The sequence below is a fragment of the Stenotrophomonas sp. CCNWLW162 genome (assembly GCF_037203745.1).
Taxonomy (GTDB): Bacteria; Pseudomonadota; Gammaproteobacteria; order Xanthomonadales; family Xanthomonadaceae; genus Stenotrophomonas; species Stenotrophomonas maltophilia_AQ.
This window is the reverse complement of record NZ_JBBCBL010000004.1, coordinates 298915-312381: the sequence shown is the minus strand read 5'-3', so window position 1 is coordinate 312381 and position 13467 is coordinate 298915. Positions and strand designations below refer to the sequence as shown.

The following is a 13467-nucleotide window of genomic DNA, read 5'->3' as shown; positions in this document are numbered from 1 at the left end:
TGGCCAAACGGAGCATCGCGCTTGAACGAGAACATCCTGTGGTTGCACGAACTGCGTCTGGCCGACCTGGCCCGCGTAGGCGGCAAGAATTCCTCGCTGGGCGAGATGATCGGCAATCTGGCCGGTCTGGGCGTCTCCGTTCCTGGAGGTTATGCGACCACGTCTGAAGCCTTCAAGGACTTCATCGCGCACAACGACCTGTCCAAGCGCATCTTCGACAAGCTGGCCACGCTGGACGTCGAAGACGTCAACGCGCTGACCGCCGCCGGCAAGGAGATCCGCAGCTGGGTGATCGACGCGCCGCTGCAGCCGCAGCTGGACCAGGACATCCGCACCGCCTACGCCAAGCTGAGCGCCGAAAACGGCGGCGGCGACGTGGCCGTGGCCGTGCGTTCGTCGGCCACTGCCGAGGATCTGCCGGATGCGTCCTTCGCCGGCCAGCAGGAAACCTTCCTCAACGTCACCGGCGCCGACGACGTCGTGCACAAGGTCAAGGAAGTGTTCGCCTCGCTGTACAACGACCGTGCCATCGCCTACCGCGTGCACCACGGCTTCAAGCATGAAGACGTGTTCCTGTCCGCCGGCGTGCAGCTGATGGTGCGTTCCGGCGTCGGTTCCTCCGGCGTGCTGTTCACCCTGGACACCGAGTCAGGCTTCCGCGACGTGGTGTTCGTCACCTCCTCGTTCGGCCTCGGCGAAATGGTCGTGCAGGGCGCGGTCAACCCGGACGAGTACTACGTCTACAAGCCCACCCTGCAGGCCGGCAAGCCGGCGATCCTGCGCCGCTCGCTCGGCAGCAAGGCGATCCGCATGGTGTATTCGGATGTCCCCGGCGAGCGCGTCAGGATCGAGGACACCCCGGCAGAACTGCGCAACACCTTCTCGATCAGCGACGAGGACGTGCAGGAACTGTCCAAGCAGGCGCTGGTCATCGAAAAGCACTACGGCCGCCCGATGGACATCGAGTGGGCCAAGGACGGTGTCAGCGGCAAGCTGTTCATCGTGCAGGCGCGCCCGGAGACGGTGAAGTCGCGCAGCCATGCCACCCAGATCGAGCGCTTCGCGCTGACCGAAAAGGGCGGCAACGTGCTGGCCGAGGGCCGTGCCGTGGGTGCCAAGATCGGCGCCGGCGTGGCCCGCGTGGTGAAGACGCTGGACGACATGAACCGCGTGCAGCCGGGCGACGTGCTGATCGCCGACATGACTGACCCCGATTGGGAGCCGGTGATGAAGCGTGCATCGGCCATCGTTACCAACCGTGGTGGCCGTACCTGCCACGCCGCGATCATCGCGCGCGAGCTGGGCGTGCCGGCCGTGGTCGGTTCGGGCAACGCCACCAAGGTCATCGAAGATGGTCAGCTGGTCACCGTCAGCTGCGCTGAAGGCGATACCGGTTTCATCTACGAAGGCAAGCTGGGCTTCGAGCGCACCACCACCGATCTGGGCAACATGCCGCCGGCACCGTTGAAGATCATGATGAACGTAGCCAACCCGGAACGTGCCTTCGACTTCGGCCAGCTGCCGAACGCCGGCATCGGCCTGGCGCGCCTGGAAATGATCATCGCCAGCCACATCGGCATCCACCCGAACGCGCTGCTGGAATACGACCGCCAGGATGCGGCGACCAGGAAGAAGATCGACGAGAAGATCGCCGGTTATTCCGACCCGGTCGGCTTCTACGTGGACCGCCTGGCCGAAGGCATCGCCACCCTCACTGCCTCGGTCGCACCGAACGCCGTGATCGTGCGCCTGTCGGACTTCAAGTCCAACGAGTACGCCAACCTGATCGGCGGCAGCAACTACGAGCCGCACGAAGAGAACCCGATGATCGGCTTCCGCGGCGCCAGCCGTTACGTCGACCCGAGCTTCTCGGCCGCCTTCGCGCTGGAGTGCAAGGCCGTGCTGCGCGTGCGCAACGAAATGGGCCTGGACAACCTGTGGGTCATGATTCCGTTCGTGCGCACCCTGGAAGAAGGCCGCAAGGTCATCGAGGTGCTGGAACAGAATGGCCTGAAGCAGGGCGAGAACGGCCTGAAGATCATCATGATGTGCGAAGTGCCGTCCAACGCACTGCTCGCCGATGAGTTCCTGGAGATCTTCGACGGCTTCTCGATCGGCTCCAACGACCTGACCCAGCTGACCCTCGGCCTGGACCGCGATTCGTCGATCGTCGCGCACCTGTTCGACGAACGTAACCCGGCGGTGAAGAAGCTGCTGTCGATGGCGATCAAGGCAGCACGTGCCAAGGGCAAGTACGTCGGCATCTGCGGCCAGGGCCCGTCCGATCATCCGGATCTGGCCGAGTGGCTGATGCAGGAAGGCATCGAGTCGGTGTCGCTGAACCCGGACACCGTGGTCGATACCTGGCTGCGCCTGGCCAAGCTGAAGGCCAACGGCTGATCCGGCTGTAAGGCTGAATAAAGAAACCCCGCCTCGGCGGGGTTTCTGCTTTTGGGGACCAGCTGGACCGATATGTCATTTGCAACTATTCCAGTAGGCGCCCTGAAATGGCCGACGCACACTGGGAGGACTGGAATCACTTGCCGGCAAGGTTCGCCCCATGACCATCCCGTTCGCACTTGGACTGTTCAACTACTCCGGCCCACTGGCAGGAGCGCAGGATTTCCAGAAGTTTCACGAGTTGGCTATATCCATGCTCGAAAAGCGTGGAGTAGAGGCCACCTACTTTGCGTCTGACGGAAAGGGCCACAGCAGCAAGTTGGCGAAGCTGGGCAATGCAGCACATCGAAGACTTCTGGCCAGCAGCTTCAAGGAGCTGACCCTCCTCAGCGTTGTCGCTGTACCCAAAGGAAGTGATGCGCCGGCTTACGATCTGACGGCATCAGTTGATTTCTCCTCCTGTGGTGATCTTGGAACGGAACTGACTCTGTTCTCCAGGGACAATCGCTTCCCCCTGGAATCGCATTCATTCCGGGAGCTCTTGGTGAGGCTGATCACCCTGTATGACTGGGACTTCGGCTACGTGACCCATCCCCCATTCGAGCGCAGCCCACAGGCCTACATTGCGAGCTACTGCGATGGCACACAGCCGCAGGACGAAGAAGACCGCAACCAGATCTGGTATGACGCCCCGCCAGAGGTGCGCCTGCACAAGGCCCGCAACATCTTCCCGCTTAGCCTGCTGAATCCAGTGCAGTTGGGTGTGTCCGTCGCGCCCGGCAAGACATTGGCGGGGATACTGCAAGGTACTCCCGGCTGCACGTTGGACGAACTGGTGCCCGGCCGCCTCTGGCTCAGTACGGTAGAACCGCACCTGGTACAAGGACTCCGCTCGCTGCTCAAGGGTACGGGCGCGTTGATCGAAGGCGGCTGACATCACGTTCATCCCGCGATGCCGATAATCTGCCCACATGCAACCCCGCCTCTGCGGGGTTTTCAGTTTTTGGCGTTCTTGAGCGCCGCGCCCGTTCGACAAGGAGCCCGCATGATTGCTACTGCCCCACCCGCCCCCGCCACGACCTCCTGGTTCCATTCGCTCGACTGGGAACGCCTGCTGGAGACCTACGGCGTGCCATTGCTGGCCGCGATCGTAGTGCTGCTGGTCGGCATGTGGGTGGCACGACGCCTGTCCAATGCGATGCCGCGCGCCACCGCGCGCATGGGCGTGGACCCGATGCTGGGCAGCTTCCTGCGCAACGTGGTGTATGCCACGTCGCTGGTGATCGTGGTCGTGCTGGCCATTGGTACGCTGGGCGTGCAGATCACCCCGCTGCTGGCCGTGCTCGGCACCGCCGGCCTGGCGGTGGGCCTGGCCCTGAAGGATTCGTTGTCCAACATCGCCTCGGGTGTGATGCTGGTGACGCTGCGTCCGTTCCGCGTCGGTGATGTAGTGACGGTGGCCGGGCAGACCGGCACGGTGCGCGAGGTGCGCATCTTCCAGACCGTCATCACTGGTGCCGACAACCAGCACACCACCATTCCGAACACGCTGATCACCGCCGCACCGATCATCAACCTGACCGCCGAACCGACGCGCCGCGTCGAACTGGTGATCGGCATCGGCTACGAGGACAACATCCAGCTGGCACGCGACACCGCGCTGCAGTTGATGAAGGCCGACCCGCGCGTGCTGCAGACGCCAGCACCGGACGTGGTGGTGTACGAACTCGGCGCGCATGCGATCAACCTCGGCATCCGCTGCTACGTGAAGTCGGCCGACTGGTTCGGCACCAAGGTGACGCTGCTGGAGCAACTGAAGCTGGGCTACGACAAAGCCGGTATCAACATTCCGTATCCGCAGCAGGACATGCACCTGTACCTGCATGGCAAGGATGGCGGCGTGATCGAAGCCGACGCGCTGGTGCGCGACAAGCCTTGATCGGGAGTGCCGACCAACGGTCGGCACCCACCCACCGGCGATCCGAGATTGAAATGCCGGCCAGCGCCCGGCACTACCCTGCCCCGCACGCCCCGGTAGTGCCGGCCGCTGGCCGGCAGCCTCCGGGATCAGGCGGCGACGCTTTCTTCCAGCGTCGGGTAATCGGTAAGCCCGACCGCGCCACCGCCAAAGAATGTCGCGCGATCCGGCGGATTCAGCTCCGCCCCCAGACGCAGGCGCTCGGGCAGGTCCGGATTGGCAATGAACGGGCGGCCGAAGCCGATCAGGTCGGCCCAGCCTTCGGCCAATGCCCGCTCCGCGCGTTCGGCGGTGTACTTGCCGGCGTAGATCAGCGTTCCCGGATAGATCATCCGCAGCGCCTGCTTGAACGCCACCGGCATCAGCGGTGCGTCGTCCCAGTCGGCCTCGGCGATGTGCAGGTAGCCCACGCCCAGCCCGCCCAACAGGTGTGCCGCAGCCAGATAGGTGGCCTGCGGCGTGTCGTCCACCGCGCCCTGCAGGGTGGTCAGCGGCGCCAGGCGCACGCCAACGCGCTCACCACCGGCCACCGCCACCACCGCCTCCACTACTTCACGCAGGAAGCGCAGCCGGTTCTGCAGCGCGCCACCGTAGCCGTCGGTGCGCTGGTTGGCCTGCGAATCGATGAACTGGTTGATCAGATAACCATTGGCCCCGTGCAGTTCGACGCCATCGAAGCCGGCGGCCAGCGCATTGCGGGTGGCCTGCGCGTAGTCGGCGATGATGCCCGGAATCTCAGCCTCGGCCAGCGCGCGCGGCATCGAGTGCTGGATCATCTCGCCCACGCCCGCTTGCGGACCAGCGCCAGTAGGATCGACAAACACCTTCACGCCTTCGGCCAGCAGCGCCGACGACGACACCGGCGCGGCACCACCGGGCTGCAGCGCGACGTGCGAGACCCGACCCACGTGCCACAACTGGGCGTAGATGCGACCGCCGGCAGCGTGCACGGCGTCTGTCACCTGTCGCCAGCCCTGCACCTGTTCGGCGCTGTGGATGCCCGGGGTCCAGGCGTAGCCCTGGCCCTGCGGGCTGATCTGGGTACCTTCGCTGACGATCAGGCCAGCACCGGCGCGCTGCGCGTAGTAGGCGGCCATTTCCGCAGTGGCAACGTTGCCGTCGGCGGCACGCGAGCGGGTCATCGGCGGCATCACGATGCGGTTGGGCAGGGCCAACAGGCCCAGAGGGTGGGGAGTGAACAACATGGCGGCGATCTCTTGCGGGGGGACTGACCGCAAGGATGGGGATGGATGCCGCAGCGCAACAGGCGGATCGTGGCAAAACAGTTGTGCCTGGCAGGCAAGGGTCAGAGCCCTTTCTGCGGAAGGAATCTGACCCTGTGCGAGGTCGGAGTCGGATCCCTTTCCGCAGGAAAGGGCTCTGACCCACCGTTACAACGTGGGCTCGATCAACGCCCCGCCGTGCGCCACGCGGTCATAGCAGGTGCGCACCACGTCTTCGCCGTACTTGCGCTCCAGCCGGCGCACGATGAAGTGGCCGCGCGCCATGTCCTGGTAGTAATCGGTGAACATCGTATTGAGTGTCGCACCGGCAGCTGCACCCACGATCGGCACCGCCTGCGCGGCGAATTTCTCGGTAACCACCACGCCGAAGCGCGCGGCCACCTTCTCCACCATCTTCGCCAGCAGCTTGCCGGCTTCCTTCGGTGCCACGCCCAGGGTCAGGTCACGGCCGGTCACCACGCGCCCGGCCAGCTCAGCCGACAGATGGCGCATCACATCGGTGGTGAAGCCACGGGCCAGGTAATAGCCAGTCTCGCTGGCGTCATCGCGCGGCGAGTTGCCGCCCAGCGCGAACACCTCCAGGCACGCCTGGCGGGTACTGAACTCGGACAGATCGAAGCCTTCGCTGCGGGCCACGTCGGCCACGGCACGCATCATGATGGTGGTCGACACCGGCAGCTCGATGAACAGCGCGGCAAAACCAAAGGCGCCGCCAACCGCACCGGAGGTCGCTGCGGCCAGCTTGTGCCAACGTGTGGATGCCCCCTTGCCGGGGGTGTTGTCCATGCTCCACAGCGCCGCCTGCGCCGACTTGGTCAGCGCGGCCTGCACCGCGCCGTGGATGCGATTGGAGACCGAGCTGGGCAGCGCCTTGACCGCGAACTCCAGCGGCGTGCCGACCAGATTGGCCATGCGCGCGGTCAGGGTCGGCGCTTCCAGCAGGGCCACCGCTCGCTGCAGGTCAGACCAGTCGCGGGCGTCGTGGGCAATATCGCGGGGGAGCAGGATGGGCTCGTTCATGGCGCCGATCTTAGCGCCAGGGAGTTGAACGGAGAGTGGTGCCGGCCGCTGGCCGGCAACCTTATACACCTCACGAAAGTCCTGGAACTGCCGGCCAGCGGCCGGCACTACCGGTCAAGAGGTCGGCAACCCCGACAGCGCGCCCATGAACTGGCGATAGTGGCGCAGCTCGGCGATCGAGTCGTGCACATCGCTCAGCGCGGTGTGGTTGCTGTTCTTGCCAACGCCGGCGGCCACGGTCGGTGCCCATCGCTTGGCCAGTTCCTTCACCGTGGACACGTCCAGGTTGCGGTAGTGGAAGTACTTCTCCAGGCGTGGCATCTGGCGGTGCAGGAAGCGACGATCCTGGCAGATCGAGTTGCCGCACATCGGCGACAGGCCGGCCGGAATCCACTGCGCCAGGAAATTCACCGTCTGCGCTTCAGCCTGGGCAAGGGTCACCGTGCTGTCCACCACACGCTGCCACAGACCCGAGCGGCGGTGCTGGTTACGGTTCCACTCGTCCATCGCTTCCAGCGTTTCCAGCGGATGGTGGATGGCGAATTCCGGACCTTCGGCCAGCACGTTGAGCTGGGCGTCGGTGACTACGGTGGCGATCTCGATGATCGAATCGTTGTCGGTATCCAACCCGGTCATTTCCAGGTCGATCCAGATCAGTCGTTCGTTGGCCGCGCCGTTGTCCGCCATGTGTCGCCTCGTTGCTGGGCAGGCGCGCGGCCTACCGGTGATGGAAAGAGGCGCCCATCATACCCGTTCGCCCCTCAGGCCTCGCCGGCATGGTCTTCCAGCAGCAGCGGCGGCTTGCCGCGCTTGGCGCGGAAATAGTTGGTCAGCCGCATGCTGGCTTCCTTGGCCAGCACTCCGCCGTGGATCTCCACCCGGTGGTTGTGGCGGGCATCGCCGAGCAGGTCGAACACGCTGCCGCAGGCCCCGGTCTTGGGATCGCTGGCACCGTAGACCAGTCGTGCGACGCGCGCATGCACAATCGCCATCGCACACATCGCGCACGGTTCCAGGGTCACATACAGGGTGCTGCCGAGCAGGCGATGGTTGGCGAGCAGTTTTCCACCTGAACGCATGGCCACGATCTCGGCGTGCGCGCTGGGGTCGTGCGAGGCGATGTTGAGATTCCAGCCTTCGCCCAGCAGCTGGCCATCGGCGCTCACCAGCACGGCTCCCACCGGAATCTCGTCGAACTCGCGCTGCGCGCGCTCGGCCAGCGCCAGCGCATGGCGCATCCAGTGTTCGTCGGTGTCGTGCACCGGCACGCCCAGGGCGTCGGTCATGGCGGTTCTCGCGTGTCTGCAGGGCCAGGATGGCCGCCGGGGCCGCATTGTACGCCTGCGGCCGTGCAGGTGCCGCTAGCGCGCGTCGAAGCGCTCGCGGGCCGCGTCCAGTGCGGGAAAATTATGCTCGGCCCAGCGGTCCAGGGCGGACAGCGTCTCGACCAGACCGCGCGCGACCTCGGTCAGGTGGTACTCCACATGCAGTGGTTTGCTACCGAGATCACACCGCTCGACCAGGCCATTGCGCTCCAGCTGCCGCAGGGTCTGGGTCAACACCTTCTGCGAGATGCCTTCGATCTTCCGCAGCAGCGCACCGTTGCGTTGCGGGCCCTGCGCCAACGCCGGCAACAACAGCATCACCCACTTGCCCGAGATCAGCGCCAGCGCATCGCGCGCCGAGCAATCGGCGGCATAGACATCACCGGGAAAGGCCATGGTTACCTCAAGGTGCGTAATTGCCGGGGCATGCCGGCACCGCGAGGATGGTCGCACACTCCTCGAACACCTCGCTCCATGCGCGCCCTGATCCTGCTTGCCCACCCCGAACCCCGCTCCTTCAACGCCCACCTGGCCGTGCAGGGGGCCGAGCAGCTGCGGCACGACCACCTGCAGGTGGACGTGGTCGACCTTTATGCGGAAGGCTTCGATCCGCTGGAAGCGGCCTGGCACCATCCACGGCGCCTGCAGCCCGAGCGCTTTGATGCCCAGCGCGAACAACGCTACAGCGCCGAACACGACCAGTTGCCCGCCGATGTGCAACGTCACCTGCACCTGCTACGGGCCGCAGACCTGGTGATCCTGCAGTTCCCGCTGTGGTGGTTCGCGGCGCCGGCCATCCTCAAGGGTTGGCTGGACCGCGTGCTGGTCTATGGGCCGATGTACAACAGCCGTCAGCGCCACGAACATGGCGTAATGCAGGGCAAGCGTGCGTTGCTGAGCGTCACCACCGGCTCTTCGGCGCGGGCGTGCGCGGTCGATGGCCGTGAAGGCGATACCCGGCTGTTGCTGTGGCCGTTGATGTACAGCCTGCGCTACATCGGCTTTGAGGTGATGGAGCCGCATATGGTGCACGGCGTGCGCTCAGGGCATGCAGCGGAGCGTAAGCAGGCCCACGATGAGGCGCTCGCCACGGCTACGCGCAACTACCTGGAACGGCTTGCTCGGTGGAGGCAGTGGCCGATCGTGCCTTTCAACGACAGCGGGGACTTCGAGGATGGCGTGGTGCTGCGCGCCGAGGCAAAGACCCATAGCCCCTTCATCCGCCATCGCAACGATGGATGAGTGCGCGCCCGCACCTGCAGCCGGAAGGCTTCATAATGCGCACTCTTCCGAAGCACCTTGGTGAACCCATGACCACTCTGCGCCCCTCGCGCGCCGACGACGGTGTCGCCCTCGTCGACCTCTGGCGTCGCGCCGTCGACGCTACCCATGACTTCCTCAGTGCCGAAGACCGCCAGGCCATCGATGCCGAAGTAGCCGCTTTCCTGCCGCAGACGCCGATGACCGTCGCCGTCGATGCACAGGACCAGCCGCAGGGCTTCATGCTGATCGATGGCACCCACCTGGAAGCGCTGTTCATCGATCCGGACGCGCGCGGCACCGGTATCGGTCGGCAGCTGTTGCAGCATGCGCTGGCGCTGCACCCGCAGCTGAGCACCGACGTCAACGCACAGAACGCGCAGGCCGTAGGCTTCTACCTGCGCATGGGCTTCGTCGAAACCGGTCGCTCGCCGCTGGATTCGCAGGGCCGCCCGTATCCGCTGATCCACCTTCGGCATAAGGCCTGACATCCGTCGGCAGCAGCCGCGTGCTAGCGTGGCTGCTTTCGATCAAGGAATGCCGTGCATGGATGGTGCAAAAGCGCTGTTTACCCTGTTTGCGCTGGGAATCAGCCTGGTCTGGATCCTGGTGCCGTTCGCCATCTTCGCTGTGCGCAATCTGCTGCGTGAGGTACTGGTCGAACAGCGCCGTACCAACGCACTGCTCGAGCATATCGGCGGCTACCGCATTCCCAAGCCGCAACCCGAACCGACCGTCTGGCGCGCGCCCTGAGCTGCAGCGCGCCAGGTCCGGCTCAGGCCGTCGCCTCGAAGGCCGGTGAGTACTGCACCCCGCCCTGTGCCACCGGAGGCTGCAGGCAAAGCGCCTGGAAGTACTCTGCCGGCACGCCCGGCAGCACCAGGCCCGGCTCGGCACGGAACCCGAAGCGCCCGTAGTACGCCGGCTCACCCAGCAACACGCAGCCGTACGCGCCCTGTTGGCGCAGGGCTTCCAGAGCCGCGTGCATCAGGGCCGCGCCAACGCCCTGCCCCTGCCATGCGGGCAATACCGAAATCGGGCCCAGGCCGAACCAGCCGGCGCTGCCATCGCTGACCGTCACCGGCGACAGGGCAATGTGGCCGACCACCTGGCCCTGAGTTTCGGCGACCAGCGAAATGCTCAACTCCCCACGCGAACGCAGCGCATCGACGATGAACTGCTCGGTGTGGCTGCTGTGCGGGGCTTCGCGGAAGGCGGCCTCGGTGAGTGCGCGGATGGCGGCGTGGTCGGCCGTGGTTTCGGTGCGGATCATGCAGCTCAAGGAGAACGCCTTTGATAATGTGATGAATGTGTGAATTATTGATTTACGTCGCAGATTCCACCGCGAACAGACCCTGCCAGCAAGTCCAACGCGACGCCCGAATCCCCTGTGCTGCAATCGATTCGCCGGAATACACCGCATCGGGCGCGTCAAAAAGCCGTCGCGACGGTGGCGCAGCATTCCTGACACGCTCCATAATCGAGAAACCTGTCACCCAGGAAGGATATATGGACATGGACGCACGATGCAGGATCAGGCCATGGGAGTAGTGCTCCCTGAAAGGAAAAGGCAGCCGCTGCTGGCGTTGCTCGCCCTTATCCCACTGGCCGCATGCTCGCCCTATGCTGATGCCGAACGCGACGTCGCCGCTGGTGGGCGCGGCTTGGCCAAACTCAACCCTGCACCAAAGCAGGGCTACGAGCTGGTACTGACACTTAAGGATGCCCCTGGTCCATTCACGGTGGTCGAGGGCGTTGCCCAGTACGACGTCAGCAACCACAAGGACTGCGGCCGGGTCCTGAGGGCGACCGGTACCGCCAGCCGTATTACCAGCCAGGAGCTCGTCACGCTGCGCAAGGTCGGTGAGAACGAGTACCGCGGTACGTTCTACCTCGACCGCATGCAGGACCAAGACTATTACGATCGCGGCGTCTGTCATTGGACACTGACCGGAGTCGGTGCGATGTTGCGCGCCACGACCGACGAAGCGGACACTCGATTCCTGACGTTCGTCGACAAGGAGCGCATGGAGAACGAGTCTCCTCTGACGCTCTACTACCCAAAGTTGATCTATCCACTCGCCGCCACCGTCGCCAACTATGGCGCCAGTGGCGAGGAGAATCCATCAGAGTACAGCGAAGATCTGCGCGACGCGCTGTTCTCGACCACGACCACTGTGCAGAAACTCGCGCCATGAGCTGCCAGTTCAACCATCCATCTACCCCCAAAGGAGGCCGACATTGCGCCACAAGATGATCCCGTGCCTTGCTCTGCTTCTATTGACCGCCTGCAATCCGGAGACCGCCATGAACCAGGAACGTGCCGCTGCTGAAGCCGATGTCGCCCAGGGTGGGCGTGGCCTCGCCAAGCTCAACCCCAGCCCGCGCAAGGCCTATGAACTGGTGCTGCGCCTGAAGGATGCCCCCGGTGATTTCGCGGTGGTTGAAGGTGTCGCGCAGTATGACGTGACCAACGAAGACCAGTGTGGGCACATCGAACCTGCCACCGGTACCGCCGCACGTATCACCAGCCAGGAACCGGTGGAGCTGCGCAAGGTCGCCGACGGCGAGTACCGCGGCACGTTGTATGTGGACCGCATGCTGGATGAGGACTACTACGGCCGCGGCGTGTGCAAGTGGGAGTTCAGCGGCGCAGGGGCGATGCTGAAGGCAACGGGTGCTGAAGGCGAAACGCGCTTCCTGACCTTCGTCGAGGCCAAGCCACTGACCGAAGGTAGCGCGCATACGCTCTACTACCCGGACGCGGCCTATCCGCGGGCTCCGCTTGCTGCCAACTATCCGGCCACGGGCAAGACCAATCCTGCAGACTACGTAGCCGAGCTGCAGGGCAAGCTGTTCACCATGAGCCTCAGCGCCAGTGAGGTCACCCAATGACCATCACCTCTCAGGACTACGCCGCACTTTCCGATGACGCCTATAAGGATCGTGCAGTCGGGCGACGGGCTCCGGGCCAGGAAGAGAAAGTCACGCTCAACGGACACGAGTACAAAGTTCTTGAGCATGTCGACAATCGACTCAACGGCTACCAAGGCACCATTTACCAACGCACCGACACCAACGAGATCGTCGTCGCTCATCGCGGCACCGAACAGATTGCTCGTGATGCAATCCTCACCGACGGAGGCATGGTCGTTGCCCGCACCAATGTGCAGGCCCCCGATGCCATCGCCCTGACCAAAAGCGCGCTGGACTACGCGAAGCAGGAAGCTGCATTTGGAGGCCGCGCGCCCCAGGTCACCGTCACAGGCCATTCCCTCGGCGGCGCCCTGGCCCAGATCACCTCGCACCACTTCAACGTCAAGGGCGAGACCTTCAACGCCTACGGCGCGGTCAGCCTCAGCTACCGCATTCCGGAAGGCGGCAACACCATGATCAACCACGTCATGGCCTCCGATCCGGTCAGTGCTGCATCGCCCCACTTCGGCCAGGTCCGCATCTACGCCAAGCCCGATGAAATCAAGACGCTCGCGGCAAACGGCTTCAGCAATCACGCCCTGCGTGATCTGATTCCAGACCGTCCGATCATCGCGGCCACCAGCTCATTCGGCGCGCACAAACTGGGCAACTTCCTCAACGAAGGCTCGGTGCTGAAGCACCCGGAAACGCAGAAGCTGGCGAAAGACAACGCCAAGATGATCGAGGAGTACCGCGACGACGTGGAATCACTGCGTCGTGGCGTCACCCGCGCGGCACGCGGCATCCCGGGCGGTGCCGTCGATCTGTACGACCACATCCGTGGCCCGCTGCAACCCGGTGAGCCGGCCCGTCGCGAGGCGGAGAAGAACGGCCACCACACCAGCATGCTGCGCATGGACGATGCCACTCATCTTGGCAACCCGCTTTTCAACGACGCGATCCGTGGCGTGCATGCGCAGGACGTTCGCGTCGGCCGCGTGCCGGATGTGATGAGTACGCAGTTGGCCGGTAGCCTGGCGGCGGAGATGCACGCTGCAGGCGGCAAGCGCATCGACGAAGTGGTGATGAATGCCGATGCCTCGCGCAGCTTCGCGGTGCAGGGCCAGGGCGGCGACCCGGCGCATCTGCGCGTGTCGGTGGACACGGCCGTGGCGATGAACACCCCGCTGGAGCAGAGCAGCCAGCGCATTGATCAGCAAGCCGCGGGACAGCGTCTGGCACAGGACCGCGATCAGCAACTGGAACAACAGCAGAACCAGACCCGCAGCATGCAGGCCTGATGAACAGCGCGGGAGCCGGTCAT

At 64.7% G+C, this 13467-nt stretch carries 15 protein-coding genes; 9 read left to right on the top strand and 6 right to left on the bottom strand.

The window, feature by feature from the left end:
* The first annotated feature begins 21 nt into the window (after positions 1–21).
* The 3 genes from ppsA (at position 22) to V9K93_RS13570 (ending at position 4339) form a co-directional block, all read left to right on the top strand.
* Positions 22–2400: a phosphoenolpyruvate synthase gene (ppsA, locus tag V9K93_RS13580; RefSeq protein WP_046986290.1), complete on the top strand. Its 2379-nt coding sequence runs from the start codon at positions 22–24 to the stop codon at positions 2398–2400.
* 160 nt (positions 2401–2560) lie between these two features.
* Positions 2561–3334 carry a hypothetical protein gene (locus V9K93_RS13575; RefSeq protein WP_337302707.1) on the top strand — a complete coding sequence of 258 codons (774 nt, stop codon included), beginning with the start codon at positions 2561–2563 and terminating at the stop codon, positions 3332–3334.
* Between the two features lie 111 nt (positions 3335–3445).
* Complete coding sequence (locus tag V9K93_RS13570) at positions 3446–4339, top strand: mechanosensitive ion channel family protein (protein ID WP_337302706.1); 894 nt, start codon at positions 3446–3448, stop codon at positions 4337–4339.
* A gap of 128 nt (positions 4340–4467) precedes the next feature.
* Here V9K93_RS13570 and V9K93_RS13565 read toward each other — a convergent pair whose 3' ends face one another.
* The 5 genes from V9K93_RS13565 to V9K93_RS13545 all read right to left on the bottom strand — a co-directional run bounded on the left by V9K93_RS13565 (position 4468) and on the right by V9K93_RS13545 (position 8363).
* A complete protein-coding gene (locus V9K93_RS13565) occupies positions 4468–5583 on the bottom strand; it encodes an alkene reductase (protein ID WP_337302705.1) in 1116 nt (371 codons plus the stop codon).
* Between the two features lie 186 nt (positions 5584–5769).
* Positions 5770–6642: an EcsC family protein gene (locus V9K93_RS13560; RefSeq protein WP_046986287.1), complete on the bottom strand. Its 873-nt coding sequence runs from the start codon at positions 6640–6642 to the stop codon at positions 5770–5772.
* A 114-nt stretch (positions 6643–6756) separates the two neighbouring features.
* Positions 6757–7329, bottom strand: coding sequence for an oligoribonuclease (gene orn, locus V9K93_RS13555; protein WP_046986286.1), 573 nt, complete (start codon positions 7327–7329; stop codon positions 6757–6759).
* Between the two features lie 74 nt (positions 7330–7403).
* Positions 7404–7928 carry a tRNA adenosine(34) deaminase TadA gene (gene tadA, locus V9K93_RS13550; protein WP_136638195.1) on the bottom strand — a complete coding sequence of 175 codons (525 nt, stop codon included), beginning with the start codon at positions 7926–7928 and terminating at the stop codon, positions 7404–7406.
* A gap of 75 nt (positions 7929–8003) precedes the next feature.
* The gene (locus tag V9K93_RS13545; protein ID WP_057501872.1) at positions 8004–8363 is read right to left on the bottom strand and encodes a winged helix-turn-helix transcriptional regulator; all 360 of its coding nucleotides are present in this window, start codon (positions 8361–8363) and stop codon (positions 8004–8006) included.
* A gap of 78 nt (positions 8364–8441) precedes the next feature.
* On the opposite strand from V9K93_RS13545, the gene V9K93_RS13540 reads away from it, so the two are divergent.
* From V9K93_RS13540 to V9K93_RS13530, 3 genes are all read left to right on the top strand, one after another.
* Positions 8442–9209, top strand: coding sequence for an NAD(P)H-dependent oxidoreductase (locus tag V9K93_RS13540; RefSeq protein ID WP_136638196.1), 768 nt, complete (start codon positions 8442–8444; stop codon positions 9207–9209).
* Between the two features lie 68 nt (positions 9210–9277).
* Positions 9278–9715: an acetyltransferase gene (locus V9K93_RS13535; RefSeq protein WP_337302704.1), complete on the top strand. Its 438-nt coding sequence runs from the start codon at positions 9278–9280 to the stop codon at positions 9713–9715.
* Between the two features lie 58 nt (positions 9716–9773).
* On the top strand, positions 9774–9980 hold the full coding sequence (locus V9K93_RS13530) for a hypothetical protein (RefSeq protein WP_136638198.1): 207 nt from the start codon (positions 9774–9776) through the stop codon (positions 9978–9980).
* A gap of 22 nt (positions 9981–10002) precedes the next feature.
* Here V9K93_RS13530 and V9K93_RS13525 read toward each other — a convergent pair whose 3' ends face one another.
* A complete protein-coding gene (locus V9K93_RS13525; protein ID WP_136638199.1) occupies positions 10003–10500 on the bottom strand; it encodes a GNAT family N-acetyltransferase in 498 nt (165 codons plus the stop codon).
* 268 nt (positions 10501–10768) lie between these two features.
* On the opposite strand from V9K93_RS13525, the gene V9K93_RS13520 reads away from it, so the two are divergent.
* From V9K93_RS13520 to V9K93_RS13510, 3 genes are read left to right on the top strand one after another with little or no spacing between them, the layout of a single operon-like run.
* On the top strand, positions 10769–11425 hold the full coding sequence (locus V9K93_RS13520; protein ID WP_248298421.1) for a hypothetical protein: 657 nt from the start codon (positions 10769–10771) through the stop codon (positions 11423–11425).
* A gap of 43 nt (positions 11426–11468) precedes the next feature.
* Positions 11469–12122, top strand: coding sequence for a hypothetical protein (locus V9K93_RS13515; protein WP_046986279.1), 654 nt, complete (start codon positions 11469–11471; stop codon positions 12120–12122).
* A complete protein-coding gene (locus V9K93_RS13510; RefSeq protein ID WP_046986278.1) occupies positions 12119–13444 on the top strand; it encodes an XVIPCD domain-containing protein in 1326 nt (441 codons plus the stop codon). Before V9K93_RS13515 ends, V9K93_RS13510 begins: the two co-directional genes overlap by 4 nt.
* Positions 13445–13467: the final 23 nt, after the last annotated feature.